Origin of the sequence: Bartonella sp. DB5-6, assembly GCF_000278115.1 — a bacterium.
Taxonomy (GTDB): domain Bacteria; phylum Pseudomonadota; class Alphaproteobacteria; order Rhizobiales; family Rhizobiaceae; genus Bartonella; species Bartonella refiksaydamii.
Window position 1 is genome coordinate 65,474 of sequence record NZ_JH725115.1, and the last position, 19,086, is coordinate 84,559.

Annotated in this window: 16 protein-coding genes; 7 read left to right on the plus strand and 9 right to left on the minus strand. The window is 39.0% G+C overall.

Annotated elements, in window-relative coordinates; genetic code table 11:
* Positions 1 to 56 precede the first annotated feature (56 nt).
* The gene (locus MCO_RS01690; RefSeq protein ID WP_007552211.1) at positions 57 to 1,295 is read left to right on the plus strand and encodes a saccharopine dehydrogenase family protein; all 1,239 of its coding nucleotides are present in this window, start codon (positions 57 to 59) and stop codon (positions 1,293 to 1,295) included.
* Positions 1,296 to 1,423: 128 nt separating this feature from the next.
* Here the strand turns inward: MCO_RS01690 and lpdA are convergent, their stop codons facing one another.
* The 8 genes from lpdA to MCO_RS01730 all read right to left on the minus strand — a co-directional run bounded on the left by lpdA (position 1,424) and on the right by MCO_RS01730 (position 12,536).
* Complete coding sequence (gene lpdA / locus MCO_RS01695) at positions 1,424 to 2,830, minus strand: dihydrolipoyl dehydrogenase (RefSeq protein ID WP_007552212.1); 1,407 nt, start codon at positions 2,828 to 2,830, stop codon at positions 1,424 to 1,426.
* A 32-nt stretch (positions 2,831 to 2,862) separates the two neighbouring features.
* Positions 2,863 to 4,086 (minus strand): 2-oxoglutarate dehydrogenase complex dihydrolipoyllysine-residue succinyltransferase, encoded by a 1,224-nt coding sequence (odhB, locus tag MCO_RS01700; protein WP_007552213.1) that lies wholly within the window; start codon positions 4,084 to 4,086, stop codon positions 2,863 to 2,865.
* 32 nt (positions 4,087 to 4,118) lie between these two features.
* The gene (locus MCO_RS01705; RefSeq protein ID WP_007552215.1) at positions 4,119 to 7,118 is read right to left on the minus strand and encodes a 2-oxoglutarate dehydrogenase E1 component; all 3,000 of its coding nucleotides are present in this window, start codon (positions 7,116 to 7,118) and stop codon (positions 4,119 to 4,121) included.
* 157 nt (positions 7,119 to 7,275) lie between these two features.
* Positions 7,276 to 8,178: a succinate--CoA ligase subunit alpha gene (gene sucD, locus MCO_RS01710; protein ID WP_007552216.1), complete on the minus strand. Its 903-nt coding sequence runs from the start codon at positions 8,176 to 8,178 to the stop codon at positions 7,276 to 7,278.
* Between the two features lie 3 nt (positions 8,179 to 8,181).
* Positions 8,182 to 9,378 carry an ADP-forming succinate--CoA ligase subunit beta gene (sucC, locus tag MCO_RS01715; protein WP_007552217.1) on the minus strand — a complete coding sequence of 399 codons (1,197 nt, stop codon included), beginning with the start codon at positions 9,376 to 9,378 and terminating at the stop codon, positions 8,182 to 8,184.
* Positions 9,379 to 9,472: 94 nt separating this feature from the next.
* Positions 9,473 to 10,435, minus strand: coding sequence for a malate dehydrogenase (gene mdh, locus MCO_RS01720; RefSeq protein WP_007552218.1), 963 nt, complete (start codon positions 10,433 to 10,435; stop codon positions 9,473 to 9,475).
* 280 nt (positions 10,436 to 10,715) lie between these two features.
* The gene (gene zapE / locus MCO_RS01725) at positions 10,716 to 11,891 is read right to left on the minus strand and encodes a cell division protein ZapE (protein WP_007552219.1); all 1,176 of its coding nucleotides are present in this window, start codon (positions 11,889 to 11,891) and stop codon (positions 10,716 to 10,718) included.
* A 99-nt stretch (positions 11,892 to 11,990) separates the two neighbouring features.
* On the minus strand, positions 11,991 to 12,536 hold the full coding sequence (locus MCO_RS01730; protein WP_040298655.1) for an AprI/Inh family metalloprotease inhibitor: 546 nt from the start codon (positions 12,534 to 12,536) through the stop codon (positions 11,991 to 11,993).
* Positions 12,537 to 12,767: 231 nt separating this feature from the next.
* On the opposite strand from MCO_RS01730, the gene dapF reads away from it, so the two are divergent.
* From dapF to MCO_RS11465, 6 genes are all read left to right on the plus strand, one after another.
* Positions 12,768 to 13,619, plus strand: a complete 852-nt coding sequence (gene dapF, locus MCO_RS01735) for a diaminopimelate epimerase (protein ID WP_007552221.1) — start codon at positions 12,768 to 12,770, stop codon at positions 13,617 to 13,619.
* Positions 13,619 to 14,902 (plus strand): tRNA (N(6)-L-threonylcarbamoyladenosine(37)-C(2))-methylthiotransferase MtaB, encoded by a 1,284-nt coding sequence (gene mtaB / locus MCO_RS01740; protein WP_007552222.1) that lies wholly within the window; start codon positions 13,619 to 13,621, stop codon positions 14,900 to 14,902. Before dapF ends, mtaB begins: the two co-directional genes overlap by 1 nt.
* A gap of 14 nt (positions 14,903 to 14,916) precedes the next feature.
* The gene (gene ftsY / locus MCO_RS01745; protein WP_007552223.1) at positions 14,917 to 16,149 is read left to right on the plus strand and encodes a signal recognition particle-docking protein FtsY; all 1,233 of its coding nucleotides are present in this window, start codon (positions 14,917 to 14,919) and stop codon (positions 16,147 to 16,149) included.
* Entirely contained in the window at positions 16,146 to 16,835 is a 690-nt protein-coding gene (locus MCO_RS01750; RefSeq protein WP_007552224.1) for a septation protein A, read from the plus strand. The genes ftsY and MCO_RS01750 overlap by 4 nt, the downstream gene beginning before the upstream one ends.
* 69 nt (positions 16,836 to 16,904) lie before the next feature.
* Positions 16,905 to 17,666: a hydroxyacylglutathione hydrolase gene (gene gloB, locus MCO_RS01755; protein WP_007552225.1), complete on the plus strand. Its 762-nt coding sequence runs from the start codon at positions 16,905 to 16,907 to the stop codon at positions 17,664 to 17,666.
* 138 nt (positions 17,667 to 17,804) lie between these two features.
* Positions 17,805 to 17,939, plus strand: coding sequence for a hypothetical protein (locus MCO_RS11465; protein WP_007552226.1), 135 nt, complete (start codon positions 17,805 to 17,807; stop codon positions 17,937 to 17,939).
* 227 nt (positions 17,940 to 18,166) lie between these two features.
* On the opposite strand, the gene MCO_RS01765 is transcribed toward MCO_RS11465, so the two are convergent.
* On the minus strand, positions 18,167 to 19,072 hold the full coding sequence (locus tag MCO_RS01765) for a ParB/RepB/Spo0J family partition protein (protein ID WP_007552228.1): 906 nt from the start codon (positions 19,070 to 19,072) through the stop codon (positions 18,167 to 18,169).
* Positions 19,073 to 19,086: the final 14 nt, after the last annotated feature.

Below are 19,086 nucleotides of genomic sequence, written 5' to 3' on the forward strand. Positions count from 1 at the left end.
AATACCATATAACAAAACCATCATGCGACAATATTAATTAAGGAGAAAAACCCAAAATGAAGAAAAATGTCCTCATTATTGGTGCTGGAGGCGTTGCACAAGTAGTTGCGCATAAATGTGCCCAAAACAACGATATTCTCGGCGATATACATATCGCTTCACGAACGTTCAAAAAATGTGAAGCCATCATTACTTCTATTAAAGAAAAAAACGCACTGAAAGAACAAGGCATTCTTATGGGCCACATGCTCAATGCAATGAATATAGAAGAAACTGTAAAACTCATAAAAAAAATCAAATGTGAAATTGTCATCAATGTTGGATCAGCCTTTCTTAATATGTCAGTTCTTTCAGCTTGCATCGAAACCAAATGCGCCTATATTGATACCGCAATTCACGAAGATCCCCTTAAAATTTGTGAAACACCTCCTTGGTATGGCAATTATGAATGGCCCCGTCGTCAAGAATGTGAAAAAGCTGGTATAACTGCTATTTTAGGAGCCGGCTTCGATCCAGGCGTTGTGAATGCTTATGCAGCGCTAGCGCATAAATGTTATTTTGATAAAATCACAGATATCGATATTATTGATATTAATGCTGGAGATCATGGACGTTGGTTTGCCACAAATTTTGATCCAGAAATTAATTTTCGAGAATTTACAGGGCAAGTATGGTCATGGCAAAATAAAAAATGGGTTTCCAATAAAATGTTTGAAGTCAGCCATGAATGGAATCTTCCCATTGTTGGAAAACAAAAAGCTTACATGACTGGACATGATGAGATTCATTCATTATCCAAAAATCTCGATGTGGAAAATGTCCGTTTCTGGATGGGATTTGGTGAACGTTATATCACTGTTTTTACAGTTCTAAAAAATCTTGGACTTTTATCCGAACAACCTATTAAAACAGCGGAAGGTCAAGAAGTCGTCCCCTTAAAAGTCGTGAAAGCTGTCTTACCCGATCCCGCCTCTTTAGCACCGAATTACACAGGAAAAACCTGTATTGGAGATCTTATTAAAGGTGAAAAAGATGGAAAATCAAGAGAGATTTTCATCTATAATATAGCCGATCACAAACAAGCTTTTAACGAAACTGGTGCCCAAGGCATTTCTTACACAGCTGGTGTACCAGCCGCAGCCGCCGCTCTTCTTATTGCCACCGACGAATGGGATATTAAAACCATGGTCAATGTAGAAGAGTTACCACCACATCCCTTTCTCAAACATCTCGATCATATGGGGCTTTCCACTTGGATACGAGAACAACAAGAAGAAACAAAATTACAATTTTAAGACTTTACATACCAATAATGAATACAGAAAAACCGCCATTAAAAAGGGCGGTTTTTTTAATACACAATCCATTAAGCCGAAAAAATAAAAACTCTCCCTCTGCTTCTTCAAAAGCGTCATGGAGCTTATTAGATATGAAGTGGTTTAGCAAATGTCGCTAAAGCTGCTTCCCGCACTGCTTCCGATAAAGTAGGATGCGCATGACAACAACGCCCAAGATCTTCTGATGAACCACCAAATTCCATTAAAATTGTAATTTCATGGATCATTTCACCAGCACCAAACCCAAGAATATGCCCACCCAAAACCCGATCTGTCTTTTTATCAGCAAGGATTTTAACAAACCCATCACTCTTTTGCATCGCACGTGCACGACCATTAGCCATAAAGGGAAATTTGCCAACATTATACTCAATACCGGCAGCTTTAAGTTCTTCTTCTGTTTTTCCTACACTGGCAATCTCTGGCTGTGTATAAACAACACTAGGAATGACATCAAAATTAACATGTCCCTTTTGACCTGCCAAAATTTCTGCAACAGCAACACCTTCTTCCTCAGCTTTATGCGCTAACATTGGTCCTTTAACGACATCACCAATCGCATAAATTCCTGGAATACTGGTCTGCCAATGCGCATCAATAGCAATAAAGCCGCGTTCATCCAACTGAACACCCGCCTCTCCCAAACCAAGACCTTCCGTATACGGAGAACGTCCAGTAGCAATGAGCACAACATCAGCTTCTAAAGTTTCAGCTTCACCACCTTTGACAACTTCAAAGGTTACTTGAGCGGTTACACCAGATTGCGTAATAGCCGTTACTTTTGCACCAGTCTTATACTCAATACCCTGTTTTTCCATTAATTTTTGAAATTGTCGTGAAACCTCTCCATCCATTGATCCTAAAACTTTATTAAGATATTCAATAACGGTGACTTTAGCCCCTAAACGACTCCAAACCGAACCAAGTTCTGAACCAATAACACCTGCTCCAATAACAATCATGCGCGTTGGGACTTTTTCAAGAGAAAGCGCTCCCGTAGAAGATACAACGATCTTTTCATCAATTTCAACATTCACCCCTGGAATGCCTGAACTCACTGAACCGGTAGCTATAATAATATTCTTTGTTTCAATCGTTTGTTTGTTACCATCTTTAGCAACAACTTCAATTTGACCTGCACCTAAAATTTTAGCTGTACCCAAAAAAGTATCAACTTTATTTTTTTTCATCAAAAAAGAGACGCCACTCGTATTGGCTGTTACAACAGCTTTTTTATGTGCCATCATCTGTTCAAGATTAAGCTTCGATTTTGCAATAGAAATACCAAGAGTTTCAAAACCATGCTGCGTTTCAGCAAACACTTCTGACGCATGCAACAACGCTTTAGAAGGAATACAGCCAACATTGAGACATGTACCTCCTAATGTCGTACGCTTTTCAACAATTGCTGTTTTAAGCCCCAGTTGCGCTGCCTTTATTGCTGCAACATAACCACCTGGTCCCGCTCCAATCACGACCACATCATAAGACATCCGTTTTTCCTTTCATCCTGAAAACTGTACTTTTACAAATCAAGAACAAGGCGTTCCGGATCTTCTAAACTTTCCTTAATACGCACAAGGAAAGTTACTGCTTCCTGCCCATCTACAATACGATGATCATAAGAAAGTGCCAAATACATCATGGGGCGAATCACAACTTGTCCCTCAACAACCATTGCTCGTTCTTTAATCGCATGCATTCCCAAAATACCAGATTGTGGTGCGTTTAAAATTGGCGTCGACATTAACGACCCATAAACCCCTCCATTGGTAATGGTGAAAGTTCCGCCTTGCATATCAGAAACTGCTAATTTTCCATCACGAGCAAGACGCCCTAAACGACCGATCTCTTTTTCAATCTCTGCAAGTGACATCTGATCCGCATCACGAACCACCGGAACGACAAGCCCCTTATCCGTTCCAACAGCAATTCCCGCATTGACATAATTTTTGTAAATAATATCTGTTCCATCAATTTCTGCATTAACAGCAGGAAGCTCTTTTAATGCATGGCAAACAGCCTTGGTAAAAAATCCCATAAAGCCAAGCTTAACACCATGTTTCTTTTCAAAAAGATCTTTATAACGCTTACGCAAATCCATCACTGCAGACATATCAACTTCATTAAATGTGGTTAACATTGCCGCTGTATTCTGTGCATCTTTAAGACGACGCGCAATTGTTTGACGCAGTTTCGTCATACGAACCCGCTCTTCCAGCGCTTCTTGAACTGGAGCGATCGAAGATCTAGATTCAGAGCTAGCTGTAGAAACCGCAGAGCTAGATGCTTTTGTTCCTTGTGCCAACACATTAAGAACATCTTCTTTGAGAACTTGTCCACGTTTTCCAGAACCTGAAACATCACTTTTGGTGATATTATTTTCAGCCATCAATTTTGCTGCTGAAGAAGCAGGAGGCATTGTATCATTTGAAAAAGACGGCTCCACCCCAGAGAGAACCTCCGCAACAGGTGTAGCAGAAGGCGAAGAAGATTGAGAAACACCAGCTACCCCAGCTTCAATTGCCCCTAAAAGCGCATTCACTTCAACAGTATCGCCTTCCTTTGCAATGATTTCAGATAATTTCCCCGAAACAGGCGAAGGAACCTCAACTGTTACCTTATCAGTTTCTAATTCAACCAAGGGTTCATCCATAACAACGGCTTCGCCAAGTTTTTTAAACCATTTACCAATTGTTGCCTCGGTAACCGATTCGCCCAAAGTAGGAACACGGATTTCAGTAGTCATAATATTTTTCCATACATCAGAGTAGTAATAAATTAAGAACCTAACGCGTCTTTAAGAAACGCGGCAAGCTGTTCAGCATGTTGTACCATCAATCCCGTAGCCGGCGATGCACTTGCAGAACGCCCTGCATAACGTGCACGTGAATATCGCGCATTAATATGCGTCAAAACCCATTCTAAATAAGGCTCAATAAATGACCACGCCCCCATGTTCTTCGGTTCTTCTTGGCACCAAATAACTTCTGCCTGCAAAAAGCGCGATAATACATCCACCAAAGCTTTGGCTGGGAAAGGATAAAGCTGTTCAACGCGAATCAAATAAATATCATCAATGCCCCTTTTTTCACGCTCTTCATAAAGGTCATAATAAACCTTACCGGTACAAAGAACAACACGGCGAATTTTACTGTCTTTCTGTAATTTAATAACAGAGGTTTTGAGACATTCTGCATCATCAAGTAATAAACGATGGAAACTTGTTTCTGGTCCCATTTCATTGAGAAAAGAAACCGCTCGTTTATGGCGCAAAAGAGATTTTGGTGTCATCAAAATCAACGGCTTACGGAAATCGCGCTTAATTTGCCGACGTAAAATATGAAAATAGTTTGCAGGAGTCGTACAATTAGCAACCTGCATATTATCTTCTGCACAAAGCTGAAGAAAACGTTCTAAACGTGCTGAAGAATGCTCTGGCCCTTGCCCCTCAAAACCATGAGGCAACAAACACACAAGGCCAGACATACGAAGCCACTTACGCTCTGCAGAAGAAATAAACTGATCAAAAATGACCTGTGCCCCATTAGAGAAATCACCAAATTGCGCCTCCCAAAGCGTCAATCCTCGTGGTTCAGCAAGAGAATACCCATATTCAAAACCAAGAACGGCCTCTTCAGAGAGCATAGAATTGACAACCTCATAAAATGCCTGTCCCTTTTGTAAATTATTCAAAGGGATATAACGTGCTTCATTTTCCTGATCGTAAAGAACTGAATGACGTTGTGAAAAAGTTCCACGTTCAACATCCTCACCGGAAAGACGAACTGGCGCTCCTTCTAAACAGAGAGAACCAAAAGCTAAAGCTTCAGCTGTTGCCCAATCAACACCTTCACCACTTTCAAAAATTTTAGCGCGGTTGTTCAAAAAACGCTGTATAGTTTTATGCACATGGAAGTCTGCTGGAATCTCAACAAGTTTCTGACCAATTTCTTTTAAGATTTTTAACTCAACACCCGTCGTTCCATTATACTGCTCCTCAGCATTATTGGAAGCTTTCAGTCCTGTCCAACTCCCATCAAGCCAATCAGCCTTGTTAGGCTTATAAGAAGCACTCGCTTCCAACTCAACTTCAAGTTTATCACGCCATAGATTTTTTTGCTGTTCAATTTCTTCAGCAGCAATCACCCCTTCCGCGATCAACTGATCACCATAAAGTTGAAGGGTTGTTTTATGATTACGGATAGCCTTATACATAAGTGGTTGTGTAAAAGAAGGCTCATCACCTTCATTATGTCCATAACGGCGGTAACAGAACATATCAATCACCACAGGCTTATGGAAAATTTGACGAAACTCTGTCGCTATTTTTGCAACAAAGACAACAGCTTCAGGATCATCACCATTCACATGGAAAATTGGTGCATCAATCATTTTTGCTACATCTGATGGATAAGGCGAAGAACGTGAAAAGCGTGGATCAGTTGTAAATCCAATTTGATTATTAATAATGACGTGCAGGGAACCAGCAACGTTGTAACCTTTAAGACCTGAAAGACCAAAAGTTTCTTGGATAACACCTTGTCCTGCAAAAGCAGCATCACCATGAATAAGCAATGGCAAAACCTTTGAGCGCTCACTTAAGGAGAGTGCGTCAGTGTATGTAGGACCTACAAGTTGATTTTGTTTAGCACGTGCCTTTCCTATAACAACCGGATCAACAATTTCAAGGTGAGATGGATTGGCCACAAGCGATAAATGAACTTTTTTACCATCAAATTCAAGATCAGCCGAAGTTCCTAAATGATATTTTACATCACCAGAACCCTCTACATCATCGGGTTTGTAAGACCCTCCTTTAAATTCATGAAAAATAGCCCGATGTGGTTTCGCAAGAACTTGTGAAAGAACATTTAAACGACCACGGTGTGCCATTCCTAAAACAACTTCCTGCACCCCCAAAGCACTACCGCATTTAATAATCTGTTCAAGAGCAGGAATCAGAGATTCACCACCGTCAAGTCCAAAACGCTTTGTTCCTTTATATTTTGTATCTAAAAACTGCTCGAACCCTTCCGCCTCAATAAGCTTGTTAAGTATAGCTTTCTTGCCTTTCTGTGTAAAAGCAATACGCTTATCTGGTCCTTCAATACGTTCTTGAAGCCATGCTTTTTGAGCAGGATCAGAAATATGCATATATTCCACACCAATCGTTGAACAATAGGTACGATTAAGGATCTCAAGCATTTGTGGAATAATTGCGTATTCTAACCCTAAAACATGATCAATAAAAATTGGACGCTCATAATCAGAAGGAGTAAAACCGTAAGCTTCTGGAGAAAGTTCCTTGTAATCCTCAATTTCTTCCGCCAACTGGAGAGGATCAAGCCGTGCACGAAGATGCCCACGTGCGCGAAAAGCACGAATCATCATGAGCGCATGAACAGAATCACGCGTTGCTTGAATAATATCTTGTTCGCTAGAGGCTTTTCCTTTTTGCGCAGCACCAGTTGCTGCTTTTTCCTTTAATTTATCGCCAATACGCTTTTCAAGAACAGACCAATCACCATCGAGAGCAGAAACTAACTCACCATTTGCTTTTAATGGCCAATGATCACGTTGCCAAGTTGCTCCTTCTGCATTTTTTAGAACATCTTCCTTATTATCTTGAAGTGTTTCAAAAAAAGCCCTCCACTGTGAATCTACATTAGTGGGATTTTTTTCATATTCAGCATAAAGCTGATCTATATAGTTCGCATTTCCACCATACAGAAACGACGTTTTTGCAAAAAGACCATTTATTTCGTCCTGCCTTGCCATACACTTCTCCGGAACATCTATTCCGTCTCCTTATATCTCTCTTCGACCTTACAAATGCTTACGAAGCAAACGAAGGTCAGAAAATTCAAAAAAGCCTTACTTTTATACTTAATTCTCATCTGAATAAAGATACACCTTTATTCAGATGAAATTCTTTTTAGCCTTTCAAAACTGATAGCAAAGTTTTGCCTATCTGTGATGGAGAAGGAGAAACCCGTATTCCTGCTGACTCCATTGCAGAAATTTTATCTTCTGCCCCACCTTTGCCACCAGAAATAACAGCACCAGCATGCCCCATTGTGCGTCCCGGAGGCGCTGTACGACCCGCAATAAAACCAACCACCGGCTTTTTACGACCTTTTCTTGCTTCATCTCTGAGAAACTGTGCTGCTTCTTCCTCAGCAGAACCACCAATCTCACCGATCATAACAATAGACTCGGTTTCATCATCCGCTAAAAACATTTCCAACACATCAATAAATTCTGTTCCCTTAACAGGATCACCACCAATACCAATAGCTGTTGTCTGCCCAAGACCTTCAGAACTTGTTTGAAAAACGGCTTCATAAGTTAAAGTTCCCGACCGTGAGACAACCCCGACAGATCCTTTTCTAAAAATAGAACCAGGCATAATACCAATCTTACATTCATCTGGCGTAAGAATACCAGGACAATTAGGACCGATGAGACGTGATTTTGATTCTTCTAATTTCGCCTTTACTCTAATCATATCCATAACAGGAATACCTTCCGTAATGCAGATAATCAAACGGATTTCTGCATCTATAGCTTCTATAATAGCCGCCGCTGCTCCCGAAGGCGGAACATAAATAACAGAAGCATCTGCACCTGTATTTTCTTTTGCCTCAGCAACACTAGCAAAAATAGGAAGAGTTTCACCTTTGGAGCCTTCCCATATTTCACCGCCCTTTTTAGGATTAACGCCTCCAACCATTTGCGTACCATGATAAGCAAGCGCTTGTTCTGTATGAAATGTTCCTGTTTTTCCTGTAAGCCCTTGAACCAAAACTTTTGTATTCTTATTCACAAGAATCGACATCGCTTAAGCTCCCTTCACGGCTGCAACAATTTTTTGAGCAGCATCATCTAAATCGTCAGCAGGAATAACATTTAAACCACTATCACTGATAATCGCTTTACCCTGCTCAACATTCGTGCCTTCAAGACGAACAACTAAAGGAACCTTTAAACCAACTTCTCTAACAGCAGCAACCACACCTTCAGCAATAACATCACAACGCATAATCCCACCAAAAATATTGACCAAAATGCCTTTAACATTCGGATCAGCAGTAATAATTTTAAAAGCAGCAGTCACTTTCTCTTTTGAAGCACCACCACCAACATCAAGAAAATTTGCTGGCTCAGCTCCATAGAGCTTAATGATATCCATTGTTGCCATAGCAAGACCTGCACCATTGACCATGCAACCAATTGTGCCCTCAAGAGCAACATAGGCAAGTTCATGCTTCGATGCCTCGATCTCTTTTGGATCTTCTTCTGAGATATCACGCAATTCCAAAATGTCTGGATGACGGAACAGAGCATTATTATCAAAAGAAACTTTTGCATCAAGAACGCGCAAATGACCATCCTTCATTACAATAAGCGGATTAATTTCAAGAAGACTCATATCTTTTTCACAAAACACCTTATAGAGAATTGGAAAAAGCTTTTCACCATCTTCCCGAGCACTATCTTGCAATTTCAATGCATCACAAAGCCTTGCACAATCGGCAGATATAACCCCCTGCGTAGCATCAATGGGTAGAGTTAATATCTTTTCTGGTGTCTCTTCAGCAACAGTTTCAATATCCATTCCCCCTTCCGTTGAAACAACGAACGCAACCCGACCAACTGTACGATCAACCAATAATGAAAGATAAAGCTCCCGTTCGATATCAGCACCATCCTCAATATAAAGACGATTAACCTGCTTACCTTCTGGACCAGTTTGTTTGGTTACTAAAGTTTTACCAAGCATTTCTTGGACATTTGCAACAACCTCATCAACGGATTTTGCAAGTCGAACACCACCCTTTGCATCATGAGCAAGTTCTTTAAACTTGCCCTTACCACGACCACCAGCATGTATCTGACTTTTAACCACATAGAGTGGCCCAGGCAATTTTTTTGCCCACTTTTCAGCTTGCTCCACAGAATAAACAGCAACACCATTTGCAATTGGTGCACCATATTCATGAAGCAGACGTTTGGCCTGATATTCATGGATATTCATGCATTTGTCCTTTTCTTTTACAAATAACTTTATTATTAACCTCAAACCCTAATATTCTGAATACCCTGTTTTAATGAACAGAGTCTTGCTTAATTTATTTGAGACTAGGCATAATAGCGATACAAGCTTCACAAAGCTTTTGCACAGCATTCACTGAATGCTCAAAAGCATTTCTTTCCTCTTTATCGAGATCAATTTCTATGACTCGCTCAACACCACCTGCGCCAAGTACAACGGGAACACCAACATACGTATCATTAACTCCGTATTCTCCTGAAAGATAGGCGGCAACAGGAACAACACGCTTAGTGTCCTTCAAATAGGCTTCAGCCATAGAAACAGCAGATGCTGCTGGAGCATAAAAAGCAGAGCCTGTTTTCAACAAACTGACAATTTCTGCTCCACCATCACGGGTACGCTGGATAATTTGATCAATTTTTTCCTGTGTTGTCCAACCCATCTTCACAAGGTCAGGCAAAGAAATACCACCAACCGTTGAATAACGCACCAAAGGCACCATTGAATCACCGTGCCCTCCTAAAACAAAAGCTGTCACATCTTTAACAGAGACCTTAAATTCCTCAGACAAGAAACGGCGAAACCGTGCCGAATCAAGAATACCAGCCATACCAACTACTTTATGTGTAGGAAGACCAGAAAATTTCTGCAATGCCCATACCATTGCATCAAGGGGGTTGGTAATACAAATAACAAACGCTGAAGACGCATATTCTTTAATCCCAGCACCAACCTGCTCCATCACTTTTAGATTAATGCCTAAAAGATCATCACGACTCATACCAGGTTTTCGTGCTACTCCTGCTGTCACAATAACAACGTCAGCACCTTCAACTGCTTCATAAGCATTAGCTCCCTTTAAACTGATATCAAAACCGTCAACAGGCGACGATTCGGCAATATCAAGAGCTTTACCTTGTGGTACACCTTCCGCAATATCAAATAAAACAACATCACCAAGCTCCTTAAGCCCAATAATGTGTGCTAAAGTGCCACCAATCATACCTGAACCAATGAGAGCTATTTTTTTTCGTGCCATTTCTTCATTCCTAATATTAGAAAACACAGCGCACACATATAAGCGCTAGTATACTGAGTATTTTTTTGACCTTAGCCCTATTTTAATAGTGATATAAAAAAGAATATGAAATCCTTCTCCTCATAAAAGCAAAAATTCTCCACATAAACGATTATTAAAAACTTACTATGATGTATCGATAAAATGAATTTAAAAAAAATACAACAGAATTATTACCTTGTATTTGAATTCAAAGAGTTATTGTTTTAACAGTTTACGTAAAGGTAAATTACTTGACTTTTTACTTCTTCAAAAGAAACCGTTCTGCCCAAAGTTTCAAATAATCCTGACTTTGCATTTCAAAAAGACGCGATTGTATTCTTTTAAACTCAAATGTTTCCGCAGTTTGCGCACGCCCTTTATATAAATCCTCAAGTAGAGCTGCCGCTGACATAAATAATCTTATGTGGCGCTCATAGAGAGTATCAATAAGCAAAATAAACCGCTTTGTTTCATTACGACACGTATCGTCCATCACCGGTACATTATCGAGAAAAATCGTATGATAACGTTCTCCTAATGCTAAATATTCCGCTGCTGCCAAAGGTTTTGCACACAAATCTTTATAATCAAAACGTGCACAACCCGCTCCAGTGCGTGGAATATAAACTATACGCCCTTTTAGAGAAAATTCATCAGACATTTCCTTCTGTCCTTGCAACACCAATACCCACGCTTGATCCATACATTCATTTGCTTGCACCCCTAACGGCGTTACATACACATGTTGTAGATTTGATTTTTCAAGACGATAATCTGTTTTTGCATCAAGATTGATAACGCAAACATGTGCTTTCAAAACTTGAATAAAAGGCAAAAAAAGCTCTCTGTTTAAGCCGTTATAATAAAGATTATCAGGAGCAACATTTGAAGTCGCAATAAAAAAAACTCCTTTATCAAATAAGGCAGAGACAAGACGTCCTAACACCATAGCATCAGCAATATCTGTTACACTAAATTCATCAAAACAAAGCACTTTAGCTTCTCGTGCAAGATCTTCAGCAACAGCTAAAATAGGATTATCGTGTCTGGCTTTTGTGTGCGTTGATGCACGACGATAAATATTAATGCGCTCATGCACATCAGCCATGAAATCATTAAAATGAGCACGTTTTTTATGCTCCTGTAGCAAACAAGAAAAGAACAAATCCATCAGCATGGTTTTGCCTCGTCCTACTTCACCATAAATATACATCCCCTGATAAGAACCATCTTCATCACCTTGTTTTGCAACACGAGCAAAGGTTTGTTTTTTTCTTTTAAACAGAGACCCAAATATCCAAGACCGAGAAACGCTTTGCTCCGTAACTTTTTGTAATAAATGATCAAAACGCTCTGCTAAAGCCAATTGAGCAGGATCAAAACTGATTTCTCCTTTGTATACCAGCTCCTTATAGCGCGTTGAAACTAAAATCATCAAAATAACCTTTTTCAACCCGTTCTTGATGAAAATACAAGTTCTCTTCACAAAATTGTGCGCATATCTCTTATTTTTTCATAAATGGCCAAAAACAATCTAGCGGCTTAAAACAACTGGATGATTATCAAGTGTGCGTCCTTCAAAACGATCAACATTGGAAGAATAAAGGGTAACGATAACACGTCCTGAATTATTATAAAAATATAATCTTTTTCCTTTAACAGCCCATGAACTTACCTGAGAAACGATTCCTGGACAGTGTAAAGGGCCAGCGCGGTATCCTTGACCAAATTTTGTTTGTGGCGTTGCAATTCGGCAAACTTTACCACCCATAGAAAGATTCCATACCCCAGCAATACTAGCCGGAAACAAATCAGTAGCATTGCTTGGCAATTCGAGACTAGCCATCCGTCCATCACTCTGGGAATCTCCTTTCTCATACATCGAAGAATCTGCTGCTTCAGATGCTAACGAACGAGAGAAAGATGGATCGGCCATCACTTCTGTCGGCATTTGTTGAAGTGGATAAAAAACTTCTAATCCGTTGCCACTATCGTTACTACCAAACCGCGATGTTGAACACCCTCCTAAAAGCGTTACAGTTGATATTGCAACGAAAAACGAAATTTTTGAAAATGACATATCTATACTCTTTCCCATGATAATTAAAGAAGCTTCCTCAGAAATTAATGAACATTTGTTATATGGCATTTTACAAAGATAAATTAATAAATTAAAAAAATAGGGTAAAAATTGCTTATTTCGAACGATAATAATTTTTGCACTAAGTTTTATATTCATTAAACACTGGAAATTTATAAGATTTTCAGTCATATATCTCTTGTAGGCAATCACTATAAATAGAGAAATTTCATGAAAACGCCATTCAGCAAAATGAACGGTCTTGGAAATCAAATCATTGTGGCTGATATGCGTGAAAGCACACATGCACTCACACAACAAGCAATTCTTGCTCTATCGGCAGATTCTCAAACACATTTCGATCAAATTATGGCTATTCACAAAACCACAAAAAATGAAGCTGATTTTCGCATCAAAATATGGAATGCTGACGGTTCAATGGCTAAAGCCTGTGGTAACGGTACGCGTTGTGTCATAGCATGGCTCACAGACCATAATTTCGGTGAAACCTTTCGATTAGAAACACCAGCTGGAATTATAGAAGGCAAACGCCAAACCAACAATCTCATCTCTGTCGATATGGGATGCCCAAATTTCAATACAAAAGAGATGCCTGTTTCACGTGAAATAATTGATACCAATCACGTAGAAATTACAGCTGGTCCCTTAAAGGATGCTTGTCTTGTTTCTGTTGGCAATCTCCACGCCATTTTTTTTGTTGAGGGTGATATTCAAGATATTCCATTGGAAAAATATGGACCAGAACTTGAGTATAATCCCCTTTTCCCAGAACGGTGCAATATTTCTATTGCTTGCGTCACGTCAAAGAAAAGCCTAAATTTACGCACATGGGAGCGAGGAGTAGGATTAACACAAGCATGTGGAAGTGCTGCTTGTGCAAGTGCAGTAGCTGCCTATCGGCGTGGGCTCACAAAACGCCATATCGATGTAAATTTACCAAAGGGAACACTGGATATTTTTTATCGAGAAGATGATCACATTATCATGACTGGCCCATTCAAATATGAATTTAGTGGTTTTTTAAACCCTGTAACAGGGAGCTATAAAAAGGATTCCGTTTGATGGCAATAGAAGTTGTAACATTTGGTTGTCGTCTGAACAGCTATGAATCGGAAATCATACGCAAAGAAAGCACTTCTTCAGGACTAGATCAACTAAAAGATGGTGCGATCATCTTTAATACCTGTGCTGTCACTGCAGAAGCCGTGCGACAAGCAAAACAAGCTATCCGCAAAGCGAGACGTGAAAATCCTCATGCTCGCATTATCGTGACAGGGTGTGCCGCACAAACAGAAGCGCAAAATTTTGCTTCGATGACAGAAGTTGATCTCGTTTTAGGCAACGAAGACAAACTCCACGCTCATTCTTATCGTCAATTTCCTGATTTTGGTATCAACCATTCCGAAAAGTTGCGTATCAATAATATCATGGAAGTACAAAAAATCGCCCCACATATGGTAGGTGCAATGGAAGAACGAACACGTGCCTTTGTACAAGTACAAAATGGATGTGATCATCGCTGTACATTTTGCATTATTCCTTACGGGCGCGGACCATCACGCTCAGTCCCAATGGGAGCTGTCATTGAACAAATTAAACAATTGACAGGCAATGGCATTCAAGAAGTGGTTCTTACAGGTGTCGATCTTACAAGTTATGGTCATGATCTCCCTGGAAAAGCCACTCTAGGAAAATTAACTTCAGCAATTTTGCATCACGTTCCTGACTTACCTCGTTTGCGACTGTCATCGATTGATTCTATCGAAGCAGATGAAAAACTGATCAATCTTTTAGCCTATGAAAAGAGAATCATGCCTCATTTGCATTTATCCTTGCAAGCAGGCGATAATATGATTCTAAAAAGAATGAAACGGCGGCATCTGCGCGAACATGCAATTCAATTTTGCCAAGATTTGCGTGCCAAACGTCCTACAATGGTTTATGGAGCCGATTTAATTGCTGGTTTCCCGACTGAAACAGAAGAAATGTTTCAAAACAGTCTTGCTTTGATCAATGAGTGTAATTTAACACATCTCCACGTCTTTCCTTTTAGCCCAAGAGAAGGAACACCAGCCGCACGTATGCCACAAATAAATCGTAAAATAGTTAAGATTCGTGCACAAAGATTGCGCGAAGCGGGTGAGGTGGCTTACCAAAAACATCTTGCTTCCTTACAAAATAGTCAACAAACAATTCTCGTTGAAAAAGATGAAATCGGACGAACAGAAGATTATACCCTTGTACAAATCAAAGGTGCAAAAGCTGGAACAATTGTTCAAGCCCTTATCGTTGATCATGATGGCGATAAATTAATTGCTGTCCTCCCAAAATTGAACGCAGCTTGAGCAGGAGAGCCTTTATGACAAAATCTTTTATCAAAAAAATATTTTCTTTTAACAAATCTAAAGAGCAGGAAATAGGACAAGTTTCTACTCCTTATGAAGTCGATATAGGAGAAGAAAATGAATACAAAAATGAAACCATAAAAAACGATCAATCCTCTCTAGAGAGAGAAAAACAAGAACAAGCAGAAAAACAAAATACCATATCTGTAAACTACGATGAGAAAATTCCGTCTTTTGAACCACATTCTCGCAAAGTAATTGTCACAGATATAATCCGTGAAAAAAAAGTTGAAGAGTCTCCACCTATATCCTCTGTTGAACAGAAAAAAACAGCGTGGTTTGGACGCCTAAAAAAAGGATTGGCTCTTTCTTCACAACGTTTAAGTGAATCAATTGGTGACCTTTTTGTTAAAGGAAAACTTGATGAAGAAACATTACAAGAGCTGGAAGATATTCTTATTCAAGCGGATCTTGGTGTAGAAACAGCTACACACATCACGGAGACTTTAGCTTCCAACCGTTATGAGAAAAATTTATCCCCTGATGACATTCACACTATTGTAGCTGATGAAATCAGAAAAGTATTGGAACCTGTTGCAGTTCCACTAGAACTTGATCTTAGTCATAAGCCTCACGTTATTTTACTGGTAGGTGTAAATGGTACTGGAAAAACGACAACAATTGGAAAGCTTGCAGCCAAACTCACTGCTGGAGGACTGAAAGTTATGCTAGCGGCTGGTGACACATTCCGCGCTGCCGCTATTGAACAACTACATATTTGGGGTGAACGCACAAGATCTCCTGTTATTTCCACAAAACTCGGTGCAGATGCTGCTAGCTTAGTATTTGATGCTTATGAAAAAGCTAAAAAAGCAAACAGTGACGTGTTGATCATTGATACAGCTGGACGCCTACAAAATAAAACTGAATTAATGGACGAATTGGCAAAAATTATTCGTGTCTTAGGTAAACATTCGCCTCAAGCACCCCATACAATCCTTCAAACACTCGATGCAACCACTGGGCAAAATGCGCTCAACCAAGTGGATATTTTCCGCGATATTGCCGGTGTTAATGGTTTAGTCATGACAAAGCTCGATGGTAGCGCACGAGGAGGAATTCTTATTGCCATCGCAGCAAAATACAAATTACCCGTTTATTTTATCGGTATAGGAGAGAATATTGAGGATCTTCAACCTTTTTCTGCTTCTGAATTTGCCGAAACTATTGCAGGAAAACACACATGAAACAATCTCCTTTTAAACCTCGCTCATACAATAATTCCAATTCGGGAAATATGAATAATAACCAAAAAAAGCCCCTTTCACCAACACTTAAGTTTCTCTTGGAAATGGGACCTTTAGTTGTCTTTTTCCTTGCCAATTATAAAGGCGAATGGTTGATAAACAATATTGGATTTTTTAAAAATTTTAATAAACCTATTTTTCCTGCAACAGCTATTTTCATGGTAGCAATCATTATTGCACTAAGCTTATCATGGATTCTTGCACGAAAAATCCCTATAATGCCTCTTATCTCGGGAATATTTGTTCTAGTCTTTGGATTTTTAACTCTTTGGCTTCACAATGATACTTTCATCAAAATGAAACCAACAATTATTAATAGCTTATTTGCCCTCATTCTTTTTGGTGGAATGTTTTTTAAGAAACCACTTTTGCGTTATGCCTTAGATTCTACTTTAAAACTCGATGACTTAGGTTGGCAAAAACTCACCTATCGTTGGGCATTCTTTTTTGTTTTTCTTGCTCTTTTGAATGAAATTATTTGGCGTAATTTTAGCGATAATTTTTGGACGAGTTTTAAAGTATTTGGTGTTATGCCCTTAACAGTCCTCTTCATGCTTACCCAAATGCCTCTTATCCTTAAACACTCACAAGGACTTTTTACAGAAGGAGACAAATCTGATCCTTAAACACTGCAAATCTCTAACTACAAATTATTTTGTAAATTTATCGCTGCATACTGTTCATGGAGAAAAGATATGTTAATTGAACAGTTCATCTGTCGAAAAGATAATTTTGGTGTACTCATTCATGATGAAAAAAGCGGTTACACAGCCGCAATTGACGCGCCTGAAAGTGAAGCGATTCATAATGCCTTAAAACGCCATAACTGGACACTTCAGACTATTCTTGTAACTCATCATCATCAGGACCATGTAGAAGCACTGGAAGAATTAAAACAAGTTTATAAGGCTGTCGTTATTGGACCAGAAGCGGAGCAAGAAAAGATTAATCATCTTGACCAAACACTTCAACCTGATGAAAGTTTTTTCTTTGGTACATGCCCGCTTTTTGCTCTTTCAACACCGGGTCACACTTTAGGTGCATTATCCTACTACTTTCCTGAGGATAATTTACTCTTTGCTGGAGATACACTTTTTTCACTTGGCTGCGGGCGTATTTTCGAAGGAACACCTATACAAATGCTAAACTCTTTAAAAAAGCTTCGTCAGCTTCCCAATGAGACACTTCTTTATTGTGGTCATGAATACACTAAAAATAATGCTCTTTTCGCATTAACAATTGATCCATATAATCAAGAACTTCATAAAAGGGTAGAAGATGTTTTTTTATTACACGCAAAAAACGCTATGACTTTACCTGTAACCTTAGGGCAAGAAAAAGCTACCAATCCCTTTCTCCGCTGGGATAGTAGCACTTTACGAAAAGAACTCGCGATGGAAAAGGAAACAGATGAAAAAGTCTTTGCTGAAATCCGGAGAAGAAAGGATAATTTCTAGCCATATTGAAGTTTGTTTTTCCTTTTTCTTTTTTAATATACACTCAACTAACAATGGCAAAGGAAAAAAACAGTCAATAAATTTGATTTCCCGCATGTCATTGCAAACTACACCTTAACAGAAGATTTCCTTTTTAAAATGGAACAAATTGGAAAAGAATGTGAAAACTCATCACCAGAGTCAAAAGTATCCAATACTGAAATTGAATATGAAGATAATGTTGAAGGATTAGTAGCATCTATTTCTAACAAACAAAAATTAATGAGTATTTAAAAAAATAATATCACACCTAAAGATTTCGTTATCGATTCCTTAGCTCTTAAAACAACATTAACAATGCTTTTAGCTTCTTTTGAAGATCTTAAAAAAGAAGGTGTTTCTTTTGATGAAAAAAACACTATATTTTCAGATAATTTGGAATTTGGCAAAAAAACATATGTATAGAATGTTTACTATTTTAAGAAAAAATAGTGAATAATTCGTATTATTTTAGACATTAATTAGCTTTGTAAACGCCGACAAATATCATCTAATTGTTCTAATGAAGAATAGTGTATTTTTAAATCACCACCTTTTTTACCATGCCGAATGATAACTTTCATTCCGATGACATCTGCAAGTAATTTTTCTAAAGATTTTGTTTCTGTATCTTTTTGCACGGTAGTTCGTTTTTTGACTTTAGGATTTGCTTGTTCATATGCAAGTATTTCTGCTTGTCGTACTGAGAGACTTTCACGAATAATTTTTTCGGCCAAATCCTGTGGATTATCGACGGTAATAAGACAGCGTGCATGACCAGCAGAGAGTTGTCCATCAGTTAAAAATTGTTGTACCTTTGGTGGAAGTTTCAACAAACGGAGTGTATTTGCAACATGACTTCGACTTTTTCCTATAACTTGTGCTAAATCTGCTTGTGTATATCCATGCTCATTCAGCAAAATTTCATATCCCATTGCTTCTTCAATAGGATTGAGATCAGCACGTTGAACATTTTCAATAATTGCTAATTCCAAAGCCGTTTTATCATCTACATCGCGAACAATGACCGGTAATTGACTTAAATTGGCGCGTTGTGCAGCACGCCACCGTCGTTCACCAGCAATTAATTCAAACCGATGAGGATGATCACGCGAAGTCCTTACAATAACAGGTTGAACTACTCCATGCTGACGAATTGATTGTGCTAAATTATCAAGTTCTGAATCAGTAAAATGACGCCGCGGATTGTGTGGATTACACGAGATAGATTCAAGAGGCACAAATCGCTCATAAACAGGAGAAACTGTATTGGATTCTATCGATTTATCACCACTCGATGTACGTACAAGATCGTTATTTAAGTTGATATCCCCAATCAACGCTGCCAACCCACGTCCCAGTCTTTTTTTTGATTGATCATCATACATAGTCTTGCTCTTCA